General features: G+C 72.0%; 16 protein-coding genes. 8 read left to right on the top strand and 8 right to left on the bottom strand.

The features are described 5' to 3' along the window. Positions 1-17 precede the first annotated feature (17 nt). Together ABIE39_RS14320 and ABIE39_RS14315 are read right to left on the bottom strand one after the other, a co-directional pair. The gene (locus tag ABIE39_RS14320; protein ID WP_143317195.1) at positions 18-1,331 is read right to left on the bottom strand and encodes an MFS transporter; all 1,314 of its coding nucleotides are present in this window, start codon (positions 1,329-1,331) and stop codon (positions 18-20) included. A gap of 63 nt (positions 1,332-1,394) precedes the next feature. Beyond that, positions 1,395-2,306 carry a PhzF family phenazine biosynthesis protein gene (locus ABIE39_RS14315; RefSeq protein ID WP_354052276.1) on the bottom strand — a complete coding sequence of 304 codons (912 nt, stop codon included), beginning with the start codon at positions 2,304-2,306 and terminating at the stop codon, positions 1,395-1,397. A gap of 166 nt (positions 2,307-2,472) precedes the next feature. Between ABIE39_RS14315 and ABIE39_RS14310 the strand changes: the two genes are divergently transcribed. Both ABIE39_RS14310 and ABIE39_RS14305 read left to right on the top strand, forming a co-directional pair. Further along, positions 2,473-5,796, top strand: a complete 3,324-nt coding sequence (locus ABIE39_RS14310; protein ID WP_175009886.1) for a 3-keto-alpha-glucoside-1,2-lyase-like domain-containing protein — start codon at positions 2,473-2,475, stop codon at positions 5,794-5,796. A 271-nt stretch (positions 5,797-6,067) separates the two neighbouring features. Then, positions 6,068-8,263: an MMPL family transporter gene (locus ABIE39_RS14305; RefSeq protein WP_354052274.1), complete on the top strand. Its 2,196-nt coding sequence runs from the start codon at positions 6,068-6,070 to the stop codon at positions 8,261-8,263. Here ABIE39_RS14305 and ABIE39_RS14300 read toward each other — a convergent pair. Further along, on the bottom strand, positions 8,247-8,753 hold the full coding sequence (locus tag ABIE39_RS14300) for an FBP domain-containing protein (RefSeq protein WP_175009888.1): 507 nt from the start codon (positions 8,751-8,753) through the stop codon (positions 8,247-8,249). The two genes, ABIE39_RS14305 and ABIE39_RS14300, sit on opposite strands and share 17 nt — an antisense overlap. Before the next feature lie 488 nt (positions 8,754-9,241). After that, entirely contained in the window at positions 9,242-9,622 is a 381-nt protein-coding gene (locus tag ABIE39_RS14295) for a VOC family protein (protein WP_175009889.1), read from the bottom strand. A 177-nt stretch (positions 9,623-9,799) separates the two neighbouring features. Here ABIE39_RS14295 and atpC point away from each other — a divergent pair, with 177 nt between their 5' ends. After that, positions 9,800-10,117, top strand: coding sequence for an ATP synthase F1 subunit epsilon (gene atpC / locus ABIE39_RS14290; RefSeq protein WP_255437368.1), 318 nt, complete (start codon positions 9,800-9,802; stop codon positions 10,115-10,117). Positions 10,118-10,121: 4 nt separating this feature from the next. Here the strand turns inward: atpC and ABIE39_RS14285 are convergent, their stop codons facing one another. After that, positions 10,122-10,520, bottom strand: coding sequence for a VOC family protein (locus ABIE39_RS14285; RefSeq protein ID WP_085387028.1), 399 nt, complete (start codon positions 10,518-10,520; stop codon positions 10,122-10,124). Positions 10,521-10,784: 264 nt separating this feature from the next. Here ABIE39_RS14285 and ABIE39_RS14280 point away from each other — a divergent pair, with 264 nt between their 5' ends. From ABIE39_RS14280 to ABIE39_RS14270, 3 genes are all read left to right on the top strand, one after another. Next, complete coding sequence (locus ABIE39_RS14280; protein ID WP_354052271.1) at positions 10,785-11,798, top strand: peptidoglycan-binding protein; 1,014 nt, start codon at positions 10,785-10,787, stop codon at positions 11,796-11,798. After that, positions 11,798-12,448: an ABC transporter ATP-binding protein gene (locus tag ABIE39_RS14275; protein ID WP_061269092.1), complete on the top strand. Its 651-nt coding sequence runs from the start codon at positions 11,798-11,800 to the stop codon at positions 12,446-12,448. Before ABIE39_RS14280 ends, ABIE39_RS14275 begins: the two co-directional genes overlap by 1 nt. Positions 12,449-12,567: 119 nt before the next feature. Beyond that, a complete protein-coding gene (locus ABIE39_RS14270; RefSeq protein ID WP_354052269.1) occupies positions 12,568-13,644 on the top strand; it encodes an FtsX-like permease family protein in 1,077 nt (358 codons plus the stop codon). A 117-nt stretch (positions 13,645-13,761) separates the two neighbouring features. Here ABIE39_RS14270 and ABIE39_RS14265 read toward each other — a convergent pair whose 3' ends face one another. The 3 genes from ABIE39_RS14265 to ABIE39_RS14255 are packed head-to-tail and all read right to left on the bottom strand — an operon-like array spanning position 13,762 to position 15,051. Next, positions 13,762-14,418 carry a hypothetical protein gene (locus tag ABIE39_RS14265; RefSeq protein ID WP_354052267.1) on the bottom strand — a complete coding sequence of 219 codons (657 nt, stop codon included), beginning with the start codon at positions 14,416-14,418 and terminating at the stop codon, positions 13,762-13,764. Continuing rightward, positions 14,403-14,729, bottom strand: a complete 327-nt coding sequence (locus ABIE39_RS14260) for a hypothetical protein (RefSeq protein ID WP_175009893.1) — start codon at positions 14,727-14,729, stop codon at positions 14,403-14,405. Before ABIE39_RS14260 ends, ABIE39_RS14265 begins: the two co-directional genes overlap by 16 nt. 40 nt (positions 14,730-14,769) lie before the next feature. Next, positions 14,770-15,051 (bottom strand): hypothetical protein, encoded by a 282-nt coding sequence (locus tag ABIE39_RS14255; RefSeq protein ID WP_175009894.1) that lies wholly within the window; start codon positions 15,049-15,051, stop codon positions 14,770-14,772. A 380-nt stretch (positions 15,052-15,431) separates the two neighbouring features. On the opposite strand from ABIE39_RS14255, the gene ABIE39_RS14250 reads away from it, so the two are divergent. Next, on the top strand, positions 15,432-15,680 hold the full coding sequence (locus tag ABIE39_RS14250) for a DUF2630 family protein (protein WP_031316756.1): 249 nt from the start codon (positions 15,432-15,434) through the stop codon (positions 15,678-15,680). 50 nt (positions 15,681-15,730) lie between these two features. After that, positions 15,731-15,982 (top strand): hypothetical protein, encoded by a 252-nt coding sequence (locus tag ABIE39_RS14245; RefSeq protein ID WP_021483231.1) that lies wholly within the window; start codon positions 15,731-15,733, stop codon positions 15,980-15,982. Positions 15,983-16,037 lie beyond the last annotated feature (55 nt).

Below are 16,037 nucleotides of genomic sequence, written 5' to 3'. Positions count from 1 at the left end.
GCGCGCGACGCGTCCCCCTAGCGGGACCCGACCGGGCGTTCCCGGCCGGGCTCCGGCAGGTCGTCGGCCGGGGCGGGCGCCGCCGGGCGCGGCAGCGGCCGGACCTGGCCCGCGACCGCGAGGGACAGCACCGTGGCGGCGCAGATCACGAGGAGCGCGTGGCGGGCCCCGACGCCGTCGACCAGCAGGCCGAGGAGCGGGGGAGCGCTGAGCATCGCGACCGTGGAGAACGACGTCGCGACCGCGACGCGCGGCGCGGCGTGCGCCGGGTCGTCGGACGCCGCGGCGATCGCGACAGGGTTCGCGAGCGCAGCACCGCAGCCCCACAGGACGATGCCCACCCACGCGAGCGGCAGCGTGGGCGCGAGGCCGAACACGAGGAGCCCGACGAGCGCCGACGCGCCCGACGCCCGGAGCACCGCGACGCGCCCGAACCGGTCGATGAGCCCGGTGCCCGCGAACCGGAACACCGTCATCGCGCCGACGAACGTCCCGTACGCCACCGCGCCGAGCGCCTCGCGCACGTCGAACCCGTCCACCACGGCGATCGACAGCCAGTTGCCCGCCGACCCTTCGGAGAGCGACGACGCGAGCAGCACGAGCCCGATGAGGAGGGTGCGCGGCTCGCGCCACGCGGCGAGCGCCGCCCGGACGCCCGCGCCGCGCCGGGGTGCGGGGGCGCCGTCGGCCGCCGTCGTGCGCGCCGCGGCCCGCTCGGGCGCGATCGCCGTCGCGGGCGCGATGAGGAGCGCGCGGGCCGCCGTGACGACGAGCGTGACGACGACGACCTGCGTGGCGATGCCCACGTGCGCCCACGAGAACGCGGCGGCGACGAGCGCCCCGCACGCCGCCCCGATGGAGAAGGCCGCGTGGAAGTGGGGGAGGATCGCGCGCCCGACGTGCTGCTCCACCGACGCCGCGCAGATGTTGATGGGGACGTTGGTCAGCGCGCCGCACATGCCGTTGAGGAACGCGCCCGCCGCGAACACGCCGACGCTGCCGGTCGCCGTGCCGAGTGCGACGAGGCCGAACCCGACGACGTTCGCGGACGTCGCGACGACGAGCGTCGTGCGGCTGCCGAAGCGCGCGACGACCGCGCCCGTCACGACGACGGCGGTGAGGGTCCCGACCCCGCCCACGACGAGCAGCGCGCCGAGCTGGCCCGAGCTCAGCCCGAGCGCCTCGCGCACCGACGGCAGGCGGCTCATCCAGGACGTGCCGATGACGCCGAACAGCGCGAACTGCACCATGAGCGCCCACCGTGCGCGCGAGACCACGGCGCGGTCGGTCAGGGCGCGCGCCGTCCCGGAAACCGGAGGGTTTGTTGACACTTGCCCGAGTCTACGGAGCAGGCGGGCGCCCCGGCCTCCGTTTTCCGCGGCGGCGACGACCCGTCAGAGGCGGACGGTCCCCGCGACGCACGTGACGCTCGACCCGCCGACCCAGACGGTCCCGGTGTCGTCACGCTCGACGTGCACGCGCCCGGCCCGGCCGAGCGCGGCGCCCTGGGCGGCGACGTAGCGGCCGGGCAGGCGCCCGTCGCGCGTGAGCCACTGCCCGACGACGGCGTTGAGGCTCCCGGTGACCGGGTCCTCGGGGATGCCCATGGCGAGCGCGAACCCGCGCACCTCGACGGCCGTGCCGTCGGGGCCGCCGTCGTCCCCGTGCAGGCCGGCGACGCCCACCGAGAGGTCGGGGTGCTCGGCGCGCAGCCGGGACCAGTCGGGCGTCAGCCCGGTGACGCGTGCCGCGGAGTCGAGCAGGACGACGCGCCAGCCCGGGCCGTTGTCGAGCACCCGGTGGTCGAGGACGGCCTCGTCGGGCACGCCGAGCGCGGCGACGATCGCGGCGAGGTCGTCGGCCGGGACCGGCTCGTCGGTGAGCAGCGCGGGCGCGGCGAACGCGAGCCGCTCCGTGCCCTCCTCGCGCCGGATCGGCACGAGCCCGACGCCGCACTCCTGCACGACGACGTCGCCCGAGCGCGGGGTGCCGCCCGCCTCGAGCCACGCGTGGCACGACCCGAGCGTCGGGTGGCCCGCGAACGGCAGCTCGCCCGCCGGGGTGAAGATCCGGAGGCGGTAGTCGGCGCCGCCGTCCGCCCCGTCGGGCGAGGGCGGCAGGAGGAACGTCGTCTCGGAGAGGTTGGTCCAGCGCGCGAAGGCGGCCATCTGCTCGTCCGTGAGGCCGACGGCGTCGAGGACGACCGCGACGGGGTTCCCGAGGGTCGGCGTGCGGGTGAAGACGTCGACCTGGGCGAACGGGCGGGACGCGGTCCGGTCGGCGACGTCGCCGTGGCGTGCGGTCATGCCGTGAGCGTACGTCGCTGCAGGCGGGAGCACTTTTGTCGACGGTGCGACGGAAGTTGTAGACACATCGATAGAACGCGGGCTAGCCTGTCCAGCGTTGTCATCGACGGGGCCAGGCAGGGGTTACGCTCCGTGGACTCGTAGTCCGACCGAGTAAGGAGCAACGATGCTCGAACGCACCAGCCTGCCGGTGTCCCGCCGGATCAGGTACCGACGCGGCGCGGCCGCCCTCACCCTCGGCGCCCTGGTCGTCGCAGGCTGGGCCGTCCCCGCCGCGGCCGATCTCCCCGAGCAGGAGCCCGGCGTCACGCTGCGGACCTTCCAGCTCGCGCAGAACCCCGGTGGGGTCTGCACCCTGAAGTCCGGGCAGACGCCCAACGTCGACAAGCTCATGCCGACCATCGACTGGTCGACGGCCGAGCAGTTCGGCGCGGAGGACAACTTCATCTCGCAGGTGAGCGCGAACCTGCACGTCCCCGCGGACGGCCAGTACCAGTTCCGCGTGACCAACGACGACGGCGCGCTCGTCTACATCGACGGCCAGCTCGTCCTCGAGAACGACGGCCCCAACGACTCGACCTCCGTCGAGGGCAGCGCGACCCTCACCGCGGGCGTGCACGACCTCCGCGTCGACTACTACGAGGGCAGCGACAAGCAGCGCCTCACGCTCGCGTGGAAGACGCCGGGCAGCTCCTCCTTCCAGGTGATCCCCTCCTCCGCGCTCAGCACCGAGGCCGGCGTCGTGCGCGTGACGGCCCCCGGCTACAAGTACTGCGAGGGCGCGACGGACACGGCGGGCGACGGGCTGCGGCTCGACTCCGTCAACCCGAACTACGAGCTCGTCGACCTGCGCCCCGCAGGGTTCGAGCCCAAGGTCTCCGGCCTGGCGTTCACGCCGGACGAGCAGCTCGCCGTCGTGACGACGGGCGAGGTCAGCTCCGGCGGCTGGCGCCCCGACCCGGTGTCCGGCGAGGTCTACTTCCTCGACGGCGTCACCACGGCCGACGGCCCCGAGGACGTCACGGCGACGCTCGTCGCGGACGAGCTGCTCAACCCCATGGGCATCGAGGTCGTCGAGGACTCGATCTTCGTCTCGGAGCGGTACCAGCTCACGCAGCTCACCGACCCCGACGGCGACGGCTTCTACGACACCCACACGAAGATCGCGGAGTGGCCCGACGGCGGCAACTTCCACGAGTTCGCGTTCGGCCTGATCCACGACGAGGACTACTTCTACGTCAACCTCTCCGTGGCCATCAACAACGGCGGCGCGACGACGAACCCGCAGCCTGCGGCCAACCGCGGCACGTCGATCAAGATCGACCGCGAGACGGGCGAGGTGAGCTACGTCGCGGGCGGCCTCCGCACGCCGAACGGCATCGGCTTCGGCCCCGAGGGCGAGATCTTCGCGACGGACAACCAGGGTGCCTGGCTGCCGTCGAACAAGCTCATCCACATCCAGCAGGACAAGTTCTACAACCACTACACGAACCCGGCCGGGCCGTTCGACTCGAACCCCGTCGCCCCGCCGGCCGTGTGGCTGCCGCAGAACGAGATCGCCAACTCCCCGGGCAACCCGATCCTCGTCGAGGACGGCGAGTTCGCGGGCCAGATGCTGCTCGGCGACGTGACGTACGGCGGCATCCAGCGCGCGTTCCTCGAGAAGGTCGACGGCGAGTTCCAGGGTGCGGTCTTCCGCCACACCGCGGGCCTCGAGGTCGGCGTGAACCGCGTCGTCTACGGTCCCGACGGCGCGCTCTACGCCGGCGGCACCGGTGAGGGCGGGAACTGGGGCGAGTCCGGCAAGCTCCGGTTCGGCCTCCAGAAGCTCGTCCCCGTCAACGAGGACTCCTTCGACATGAAGGAGATGCGCGTGGTCGAGGGCGGCTTCGAGATCGAGTACACCGACCCGGTCTCCGACGAGGTCGTCGAGAACCTCGCCGACGCGTACCAGATCAAGCAGTGGCGCTACGTGCCGACGCAGCAGTACGGCGGCCCGAAGGTCGACGAGCAGCCGCTGTTCGTCACGGACGCCCAGGTGTCCGAGGACCGCACGACCGTCACGCTGAAGATCGACGGGCTCAAGCCCGGTCACGTGGTCCACGTCCGGTCCCCGCGCCCGTTCGCCTCGGCCGGCGGTGCGGAGCTCCTCAGCACCGAGGCCTGGTACACGCTCAACTCGCTGCCCGGCTACGTCGCCCCGGCCGACCGCGGCTGGTACGAGGCGGAGCTGGCCCAGCCCCTCGGCGGCTCGAGCATCGGCTCGGACCACAGCAACTACTCCGGCTCCGGATTCGCCGCGGGCATGACGAGCGTCGGCTCCGGCCGCACGTTCTCCGTGACCGTCCCCGAGGCGGGCACCTACCCGGTGAACGTGCGCTACGCCAACGGCATCCACCCGTACACGTCGCTGCGGGCGAAGAACGTCTCGCTCCACGTGAACGGCCAGGACCTCGGCCAGTGGAACTTCCCGACGACGGGCAGCTGGAAGGACTGGGGCGTGCAGACGCGCGACCTCGACCTCCAGGCCGGCGTGAACACCATCACGCTCGCGTACGAGGCCGGTGACGAGGGCAACATCAACATCGACGTGCTCTCGATCGGCGAGAACCCGGACATCTGCACCCCGGGCGAGGTCGAGGACGGCTACACCGCGCTCTTCGACGGCACCCTCGCGAGCCTCCAGGAGGGCTGGCGCATGGCCGGTCCGGGTGGCTTCGGCCGCCAGGAGGACTGCTCGATCCAGGGCGCGGGCGGCATGGGCCTGCTCTGGTACAACCAGGAGCTCGGGGACAGCTACAGCCTGAAGCTCGACTGGAAGCTCCTCAAGGACGACAACGGCGGCGTCTTCGTCGGGTTCCCGAACCCGGGCGACGACCCGTGGGTGGCCGTCAACAAGGGCTACGAGATCCAGATCGACGCGACCGACGCCGCCGACCGCACCACGGGTGCCATCTACACGTTCCAGGGTGCCGACGCCGCGGCCGTCGAGGCCTCGCTCAAGCCGGTCGGCCAGTGGAACGCGTACGACATCCGCGTCGAGGGCGACCGCATCCGGGTCTACCTCAACGACGTGCTCGTCAACGACTTCACGAGCAGCGACCCGGCCCGCCTGGTCAACAGCTTCGTGGGGATCCAGAACCACGGCAACGGCGAGATGGTCAACTACCGGAACATCCGGTTCAAGGAGCTGACCGACGAGCCCGTCGAGGAGCTCGCGATCTCGACGACGGTCCAGACCCGCTGCCTCGCGGGCAAGGTCTACGTCGCGGTCCGTGCCACGAACGACGACACGGTGCCGGCGGACGTCACGCTCACGACGCCGTTCGGGACGAAGACGGTGACCGGCGTCCAGCCGGGTGCCTCCGCGTACCAGTCGTTCGCGACGCGTGCCGCGTCGGTCGAGGCCGGCGTCGCGCAGGTCTCCGCGACCGGTGACGGCCGGACGTTCGAGGCGGACGCCGCCTACGAGGCCGTCAGCTGCGGCTGAGCCGATGACCCGGGGCGGGCGGCGTGAGCCGTCCGTCCCGGGTCGCACCGGGCGGGGGCGGCGGCACGAGCCGCCCCCGCCCGACCTGTCTCGTCCGGCGCCCGGCAGGGCGTCCCCGCAGGGCGGAGCGCGGTCCGACGGCGCTCCCACCCTCGCGTAAGGTGCTCACGTCCGCGCGCTGCCGCACGGACGCACCGCACGAACGTCGTGGGCGAGCCCGCCGAGGCCGACTCCACGACTCCCCGACGAGTTCCCGACGAGGGGAGCCCCCATGACGCTCGGACGCCTGCTGCACCGGACCGGACGGTTCGCCGCCCGCCGCCGGGGCGTGGTCCTCGTCGTCTGGGCCGTCCTCCTCGTGGCGGGCGCCGTGCTCGGCGGGGCGGTCTTCGACAAGACCTCCGACGTCGACCCCGCCCCGCCGGGCAGCGCGTCCGCCCTCGCGGCGGAGCGCCTCGAGGAGCTCGCCCCCGAGGGCGAGACCGTCGTCGCGGTGCTGTCCGGCCGCGACCACTTCTCCGCGGACCTCATCGCGAGCGCGAGCGAGGTCATGCACGGCATCCGCGCGATGCCCGGCGTCGTCGAGCTCTCCGACGCCTACACCGGCGGTGGCCTCATCGCCGACGACGCGCAGGGCTCGCTCGTCGTCGTCGAGCTCGACCCCGCGCTGTCCGACGACGAGGCCCTCGCCCTCGCGCACCGCGTCGCCGACGCGCTGCACACCGTCGACACCCCTGAGGTGCTCGTGGGCGGCGCGCTGCTCGCGGAGGAGGCGTTCGTCGAGCAGGCGATCACCGACGCCGCGGTCGGCGAGGGGATCGCGATCGCGGTGCTCCTCGTCGTGCTCGTCGTCGTCCTCGGCGGCCTGCGGGCCGGCCTGGTCCCGCTGCTCTCCGCGCTCGCCGCGATCGCGGTCGCGCTGCTCGTGCTCAGCGGGCTGCTCGGCGTCGTGCCCGTCAACGAGTTCGCCGTGAACGTCGTGACGCTCCTCGGCCTCGGCCTCACGGTCGACTACTCGCTGCTCGTGCTCGCGCGCTTCCGCGAGGAGCGCGCCGCGTCCCCGGGCCTCCCGCTCGACGAGCTCGTCGGACGCACCCTCGCGACCGCCGGCCGGGCCGTGCTCGCCTCCGGCCTCGCCGTCGCCATCTCGCTCGCGGGGCTCCTCCTGCTCGGCGACTCCCTGCTCTCCGGCATGGCGGTGGGCGGCGCGATCGTCGTGCTCGTCGCGACCGCCGCCGGGCTCACGCTCGTCCCCGCGCTCGTCGCCACGTGGCACCGCGCGATCCCCGCGCCGGGTGCCCGCACCTGGTCCCACCCGTGGACCGGCCGCGGCGGCGCCGGCACGCTCGGCCGGCTCGCGCGCACCGCGCAGCGCCACGCCGTGCTCGTCACGCTCGGCGCGACGGCGCTCCTGCTCGCGCTCGCCGCACCTCTCGGGTCGCTCACGCTCGGCAGCTCGGAGGTCCGCTCGCTGCCCGCCGACGCCGAGGCGCGCCTCGCCGCCGACGCCACCACCTCCCGCTTCGCCGACCTCGGCGTCGCGCCCGTCACCGTCCTCGTCGAGGGCCCGGTCGACGACCCGGCGGTGACCGACCTCCTCGACCGTGCCGCCGCCCTGCCCGGCGTCGAGGACGCCATGCAGGACACCGGCTACCCGCCCGAGGTCACCGTCGTCGACCTCACGCCCGACGTCGGCCCGGACGGCGACGCGACGGCCCAGGCGGCGCAGGACCTCGTGCACGCCGTGCGCGCCCTCGACACCGACCTGGAGGTGCGGGTCGCCGGACCGGCCGCCGAGGTCGTCGACACCCAGGAGCACCTCGCGCAGCGGCTCCCGCTCGCCGCCGGGGTCGTGGTGCTCGCGACCTTCGTGCTGCTCTTCCTGCTCACCGGCTCGCTCGTCGTGCCGCTCAAGGCCCTCGTGCTCAACCTCCTCACGCTCGCCGCGACGCTGGGCGTCCTCGTCTCCGTGTTCCAGCACGGCGTGGGCGCCTCGCTCCTCGGGTTCGAGCCGTGGGGCGCGCTCGACGTCACCACGCCCCTGCTGGTCGGCATGCTCGTGTTCGGCCTGTCGACCGACTACGAGGTCTTCCTGCTGTCCCGCACCGCGGAGGAGTGGCGCGCCCGCACGCCCGGCGAGGACCCGCGCGTCGCGAACGACCGGGCCGTGCTCCGCGGCATCACCGCGTCCGGCCCGGTCGTCACGACGGCGGCCGTCGCCATCGGCATCGTGTTCCTCGGGTTCGCGGCGGGCGAGCTCGTCGCGATGAAGGAGGTCGGCGTCGGCATGGCCGTCGCCGTGCTCCTCGACGTCACCGTCGTGCGCGGGCTGCTGCTGCCCGCGACGATGACGCTCCTGGGCCGGTGGAACTGGTGGCCCTCCTGGCGTGGGGGAGAGCCCGCGCCCGCCGAGGGAGAGCCCGGGTCGGCCGAGGTGGAGCCGCGGTCGGTCACACGTCCCGCATGACCTCGGCGACGAAGCGCGCGGAGCGCTCGCGGAGGCCGTCGACGCGGAGCTCGACGAACAGCTCGCGCATCGACTCGTCGTCGCCCATCTCGGTGCGGGTGGGGGCCCGGCGGACGTTCTGCGAGCAGAGGAACTGCGTGCAGATGAGGGTGCCGACGGTGTTGCCGCGGCGCCCGGCGGCCCCGGCGCGGCGCGCCACGTAGAGGCTGACGTCGTCCGTCACGACGACGTCCTCGCACCACGCGCACACCGCGCGCTTGCGCCGTCCGCCCGTCTTGGCGTCGGTCGAGCGCAGCAGGACGCCGCGCGGCTCGCCGTCGACCTCCACGACGGCGTAGGCGAGGAGCGGGGCCTTGCGGTCGCGCCACCCGAGGTAGTCGAGGCGGCCCCAGTCGAGCGTGTCGAGGTCGGGGAGGGTCGCCTGCGCGGCCTCGCGCTTGGACGCGTTGACGAACGACGCGCGGATCTGCTTCTCGGTCAGGGGGTTCATGGGTTCGCTGCTTCCGTGTCAGGACGGTCCGCAGCCCGGCGGGCGTGCACGACGACGCGTGCGCGCCCGGGCGCGCGACGGCGCCTCCGGGGGCGGGGAGGACGGCGTGCCCGCAGCCGTCGCGTCATGACCGGCGCGGCCGGCGACGACGGGGTCGTCGGACGGCGGTGCGCCCCGGAGGGAGGCGGGCGTCGGGGACGACGGCCCGCGGCCCGGTGGTCTCAGCGGGTGACGGTGCGGGGGGAGAGGGCGCCCGAGCAGGCCGCCATGGCCACCTCGCAGCCTGCGGTGCCGTGCATCCGCGTCTCCTCGTCCCGTGCGGCGCGCCGTCGGCGCGATCCTGAACCGTGGTCGTGCCCGTCCGGCACGACGGACGGCTGCCCACGGCAACCGTCACCCTCGATGGTGCGCCTCGGCACCCGTCGTCGTCAACGTGATTGCCGCCCGGGTCGCGGCGCACCGCTGGCTCGACCGGCCGACGCCGTCCCTCAGGACGTCGCCCAGACGCCCAGCTCGTTGCCGCTCGGGTCGAGGAAGTGGAACCGACGGCCGCCGGGGAACTCGTACGGGCCCTCGACCACCTCGCCGCCCGCGCTCCGGACGGCGGCGAGCGTCTCGTCGAGGTCTGCCGAGAACAGCAGGACGAACGGACCGCCGCGGGTCACGTCGCCGGACTCGGCCAGGCGCAGACCGCCGGCCTCGTCCGCGCCGGACTCCGCCGCCGTGCGGATCCCGGCGTACCCGGGGCCGTAGGGGACGAACTCCCAGCCGAAGGCCGCGCCGTAGAACGCCTGCGCGGCGGCGAGGTCGGTCACGGGGAGCTCGACGTAGTCGATCGAGTGGTGGATGCCGTGCGCGTGCGTGCTCATGCACCCATCGTGACGTGGGCCACCCACGGCTGACGCGCGGGTGTACCGCAGGCACCACCTCGGCGGGTGGTTCCCGGTGACCTTCGGCCTCGCCCGGGTGACGAAGTGCCGGGCCCGGCGAGCGGGTCGCCCGGCCAGACTCGGAGGTTCCGCCGTCCACCGTCCGGGAGGAACTCCGTGCCCGTCGCCCTGCCGTCCCCGTCCGAGACCGCCGCACCCGCCGGGGAGCGGCTGGTGTCCGTGGAGGTGGTGGTGCCGTCCGGGGTGTTCTGGACGGGGGAGGCGCGCAGCGTGACGGTCCCGGCGGCGTCGGGCACGCTGGGCATCCTGCCGCGGCACCAGCCGGTCGCGGCGTCGCTCACGGCGGGCCGGGTGCGTCTGCGCACCCCGGACCGTCCGACGGCCGAGCTGCGGATCGGGGGCGGGTTCCTCGTCGTCGACCAGGACGAGGTGACGATCCTCGCGGACGACGCGACGTGGGTACGGGCTCGCTAGCCCGCTACGCGGGGTCGGTCGTCGTCCCGAGCTGCACGACGACGACCCGGTGCCCGTCCGGGTCGTGGACGTGCGCGAACCGGTCGCCGGTCTCGGCGTCGGCGTCGGGCCCGACGAACGGCTCGACCCCGGCCGCGGCGAGGCGTGCGAGGGTCGCGTCGAGGTCGTCGACGTAGAGCACGAGGTTGGGCAGGCCGTGCCGCACGAGCGGGGCGCCGCCCTCGGGGAGCGGCACGAGCCACAGACCGGGCTCGTCGACGCGTCCGGGGCCGACGTGGAGCAGGGGGAACCCCTCGGTCTCTCCCTGGAACAACGTGCGGAAGCCGAACCCGTCGGCCCAGAACGCGGCGCTCGCGTCCAGGTCGTGGCACAGCAGGACGGTGCGGCCGATCGTCGTCGTCATGGGCCCGAGCCTAGGACCTGGTCCGACGCCGGACGCGGGCGGTGCTCGGATGCGGCCGCGCCAACCGACGCGAACGTCAGCCGGGCCATCCGTTCGCGCCGAGCGCGACCACCGCCGGAAGCGATCGTCGCATTCCTGAGCGTCCGATACCCTTCACCTGCTGCCGCGGCACCAGGGGGGGTCATGCGACGCCGAGCACGAGCGATCACGGGGTGGATCAGCCTCGCCGTCGTGGCCTGCGGCCTCACCTTCTGGGCCGGCCGCGTGACGCTCACGACTCCCGAGGTCGAGACTGGGCCGACGTCTGAGCCGACGTACCGGGTGATCAACGAGTCGATCGGTCGAACGCTGTCCCTTCCCGTCACGGCGACGTGGGAATCTGTCCCCCTCGCCACTGGCGCGGGCTCCGGGACGGTCACCTCGATCGACGTGGCGTCCGGCGACGTCGTTCAGCCGGGGGACGCTCTGTACAGCGTCGATCTCCGCCCCGTCACCGTGCTCCACGGTGATGTGCCCGCTTTCCGTCAGATGAGCGTGGGTGTGAAGGGCGCGGACGTCCGCCAGCTTCAGGAGTTCCTTCGGGACTCCGGCTACCTGCGCGTACGGAGCGTCGGTGGCAGCTTCGGAGACGCGACGGCGAGAGCCGTGGCGGCATGGCAGCGGGACCTGGGCATCGAGGACGACGGGATCGTGCGTTCGGGGGATGTGCTCTTCGCGCGGGAGATACCGAGCCGCGTGACTCTCGCGGAGGAGATGCTCCCCGGGGCGCAGGTGGCTCCAGGGCAGGTGGTGGCTCGTGCGCTGGCGGCCGAACCCGTCTTCACCATGAAGCTCACGTCCGATCAGGTGTCGATGATCCCTGTCGATGCCACCGTGGCGATCCGGAGCAGTGACGGAGAATGGCGTGCCACGATCGGGTCGCAGACGATCTCGGACGACGGCTCTGTGGTGGCGCAGCTCGTGCCCGCCGAGGGTGACTCGATCTGCGGGAGCGGGTGCTCCGGAGTCCCGTACGGTCCCGATCCCGCAATCTTCGACAGCGAGGTCGCGATCGTCGCTCCAGCAGAAGGTCCGGCCGTGCCGCTCTCAGCGATCCAGACCCACGCAGACGGGACGGCCTTCGTGGTCCGGGCCGACGGTGAGCAGGTAGCCGTGACGATACGGACGGAGGGCGACGGACGCGCTGTGGTGGATGGCGTCGCGATCGGGGACGAGATCCTCCTGTTCGGTGTCGACGAGTCCGGGAATCAGGCGCCGGAGAGTGAGAAGGACACCTGATGGACGGCCCTGTGCTCGCGGTCGAGCACCTCACGTTCGCCTATCGGAAGAGGTCCGAGCCGATCATCGAGGATCTCTCGGCCGGTTTCCCGGCCGGGTCCGTGACGACGGTGACCGGACCCTCAGGCTCGGGGAAGTCGACCCTCCTGTACATCCTCGCCCTCATGCTCCGGATACGAGAAGGACGAGTCGTCTGGGACGGGCGCTCGGTGGCGCAGCTCGCTGACGACCAGCGCTCGCGGATACGCGCATCGAAGGTCGGGTTCGTCTTTCAGGATGCGATGCTCGATCCTGCACGGAGCATCCTCGACAACGTGTGCGAGGCGGCACTCTTTGCCGGGATGCCGATGTCTGCGGCTCGGTCCCACGCTCGCGAGCTTCTCGAGAGGTTCGGCGTCGAGCATCGTTCTGCGCATCGACCGGGGGAGATCTCCGGTGGTCAGGCGCAGCGAGTGGCACTCTGCCGCGCTCTGCTCACCTCTCCGAGCGTCGTGTTCGGTGATGAACCGACCGGAAACCTCGACGCCCGTTCCGCAGCGGTGGTGTGGGACGCGCTCGTCGCGCATGCCCGGAGCGGAGCGACCGTGATCGTCGCCACCCACGACGAGGCCTTGGCGGAGCGGGCCGATCACCGGCTCGTCCTGGGCTAGGCGGACACGTGGCGACCGGATCCTCGCTCGACCCCGCACCGAGCGACGTCAGAACCCCCGTACGGCTGCCGACCCCGCTGCCGGGTGCGCCCGCTCCCCGAGCGATCCTTCGGGACGGCTTGCGCACGGTCATCGCCCAGCCACTGCCGTCGGCGGTCGCGGCACTCGTCGTAGCCATCTCCTGCTTCGTCGTTCTCGCCACCACCGGGCAGTCCGTCGCGGCCGAGCAGGCGGTGCTCTCCCGCTTCGACGGTGCGGGAGCAAAGCTCGTCACTGCCTTCGACGCGTCAGGCGAGGCGCGCGTCCACGCGTCGAGCGTCCCTGCGTTGAGTACTCGTCCGGAGGTGGACTGGGTGATCGGACTGGGCCCTGTACGTGATGTCCGGAACGCTGACGCTCCTGCCCATGGAGGTGCTGGCGTCGCCTTGAGGACGCTCGTCGGCACCCTTCCGACGGGCATCCCGATCGTCGCAGGGAGGGCTCCGCGGGCCGGCGAGGTGCTTGTCGGGGTCGAGGCGGCGCGCTCCCTGGGGCTCGCGGACGGCGTCGGCAACGTCACCGATGGCGTGCAAGCCTGGCCCGTCGTCGGGGTGTTCGAGTCACGGGGTCCACTCGACACCCTGGACTCCGCAGCGCTGGTGACGCCAGAGGCTGGCGAGACGAGGGCCGGAGACCTGCGCTACGTCTACGCCATGGCGTCGTCCGTCAGCCACGTCAAGGATCTGGAGCGAGTGATCCCGGCGCTGATCCATGCCGAGGACGCTGCGGCGGTCACGATCGAGAGCCCCACCGGCGCCATCGCCCTTCGGCGGGTGGTCGAGGGCGAGATGGGTGATTCCGCCCGACGGATCATGGTGGTGGTGCTGGCCGTGGGGCTGGTGACCATTTCGGCCACGATGTTCGGTGCCGTGTCTTCTCGCCGAAGAGATTTCGGACGGCGACGCGCGCTGGGCGCGACACGGTCGGCGATCGTCGTACTCGTCATCGTCCAGTCGTTCACAGCAGCAGCCCTTGGTGTGCTCGTCGGTATCGGGGCAGCGAGGCTCTTTGCGCGACTGACGGCATCCGACCTGCCGGACGTGTCTTTCACGCTCGGGCTTGCTGGTCTGGCCATGACCACTGCGCTGGTGGGTGCGATTCCGCCCGCGATCGTCGCGTCGCGTCGCGATCCGGTCCGCGTCCTGCGGGTCCCGTAGCCGACCCCACGAAGCCGCGTGCGGCGCTCCGACGGGGAGAAGCGGCTGGTCAGGCCGCCCTCGCCCGTGCTGGACACCGCACGCGGCTTCCGGAACCGACGGGAAGCGACGTTCCACCTACTGGGGCGGGAACCAGGGTTCGGGGCAGTCCCTCCTCAGGGCGTTGTACTCCTCCTCACCGATCCCGCTGGCGAGGATCACGTCGTAAGGCGACCACCCGGCCGTCGACTCCGGATCATTCGCGGTCTCGACGTAGAGATCTCTGGTCGGAGGATCGCTCACCTCTTCGCCCTTGCTCTTCAGGCACGCCGCGACATCGAGCTGACGGTCGTAGAGGGTTCCGAGGAACTCCGGTGAGAGGGTGGTGGTGGGCGTTACCGGGTAGCCCATCTGGGTGTAGCACTCGTGCAGGTTCTCCCGGAACCGGTCGTACTCCGCACCCGTGAAGGGCTCCTTGATACCACCGTCGGGGGTGACGGTCTTGTCCCAGCCCGCTCCATCCAGACACGACTGCAGTGCCGCCTGAAACTCCTCCTGCTGACGAGCCTGTTCGGCCATCCACCCAGGGGGCTCCCACGGCGACGCATCGACCGATTGCCCCTGGCCGTCGACGCCACCGGAGCAGGCGCTGAGGACGAGCATCATCGCGGCAGTCAGGCCGGTCTGTACCCAGCGGTTCTGCGGCGTGCGGCGAGTTGCTGTCGCATCGCCCTCCAGAGTCCTTGTCGTCGCTCGTTCGTCAGCCGACGTCTCCACGATCAGCCGGTGACGCACGAGGACACGTTGCTCGAGACCAGGCGGGTCGCCAGGATACGGGCGGTCCCGTCCTGCACGTGGGTGTAGGTCGTGGAGGTGATGTTGTTCTTGTATCCCTTGTACCAGAGGTAGTAGCCGCTGCCCAGGACCAGTTTGTGATCCGTCTCGCCGGTCGTGCGCCCCTGGATGCGGACCTGGTCGCCGAGCCGGCAGTTCAGCTCCTTGTCCATGTACTGGTAGGTGACGGCGCTAGCCTGCCCGACGCCGACGAGCACGGTAGCGCCGACGACCGCGGCCGCGAGGGCCGCTCTCCATGAATTCTTTTGCATCGCGAATACTCTGCCAATCTCAGCGGGACGGCCTTGACGGTCAACGAAGGGAGCAGTTGGCATTGGTGCGCGGACCGTCGACCTCCCGCGCCTTCACGTGCCAGCTGAAGGTTCCCGTGGCGGTCGAGTACGTCGTCGACGTGACCCAGTTCTTCCAGCCCTTGTGCCAGATCGCGCTGTTGACCTCATGGGTCGTGTCGCCGAGCGTCCGGCTCTGAACCATCACGCGATAGTTCGTGTTGCAGTAATCGCCGACCCCGCCCTTCGACGCGGCGTTCGCACCCGCCGGCACGAGCGCGAGCGCACATGCCATCCCGATCACCAACACGACACGTATTGCTCTGGAATTCACTCCGGCCCCCTGGAAGAAGTGGAACTTTTTCGCGGAGCATAGCGCATCCCGAATCGGGCGACCAGCACCCAGGTCCGGCCGTGGTCGATCAGCATTCGTCTCGACATCGAAGACGTTTTCGGCATGCGGGCCTCAGGATGGTATGGCACTGAATTGCGGTGAGGCATAAGTGCTGAATCGTTGAACTAATCCTCCGTGCTCGGGGGCGCGACTCCTTCCTCGAGAAGTCAGGCGCGTGCTGAGTCGTGTCAGGGCGGGCCGTGGGGGATCGCCATCCATCGTGGGTCTGAATCCGCTTCGTCGGTGTACCGCACGGGCGCGCCCGCGCCGTCGGGCATACCGTGGACGGCATGACGACCGACGGCGGCATCCGCAGCACGATCAGCGAGCTCGTGGCGCAGGAGCACCGGCTCCGGGAGCAGCTCGCCCGGGGCGAGATCTCGGGCCCGCAGGAGCAGGAGCGGCTCCGCGCGATCGAGGTCGAGCTCGACCAGTGCTGGGACCTGCTGCGCCAGCGCGGCGCCGCGCGCGAGTTCGGTGGCGACCCCGATGCGGCGACGGTGCGAGACCCCGGTACGGTGGAGAACTACCTGGACTGATCGCCGACGGCGACGTCCGGCTCCCGTTCCGACCTCAGAAGGAGAACCCCATGACCACGTCCAGCGAGCAGGCGGCGCACAGCCCCCTCCCCACCGGGACCGAAGGGCGCGACATCCCCGGTCACGCGGGCGCGGTCGCACGGTTCGTCGTGGCGTTCGCGCTGTTCGTCGGCGGGCTCGTGCTCATGGGGTCGGGCATGTCCGGCGTCGACGGCGGCGTGTGGCTCTTCGTGGGCGGCCTCGCCGCGGCGACGCTCGCGTTCGCCCTCCCGATGGCGGGCACGGGCACGACCGAGCGCTGACACCCTCGACACGGAGGCCGGGTCCCGACGGAACCCGGCCTCCGGCGTCTCCGGG

The sequence above is a fragment of the Cellulosimicrobium sp. 4261 genome (assembly GCF_040546915.1).
GTDB classification, from domain to species: Bacteria; Actinomycetota; Actinomycetes; order Actinomycetales; family Cellulomonadaceae; genus Cellulosimicrobium; species Cellulosimicrobium cinnabarinum.
The sequence above is the reverse complement of the archived record's forward strand: the minus strand, read 5'-3'. Positions and strand labels throughout refer to the sequence as shown.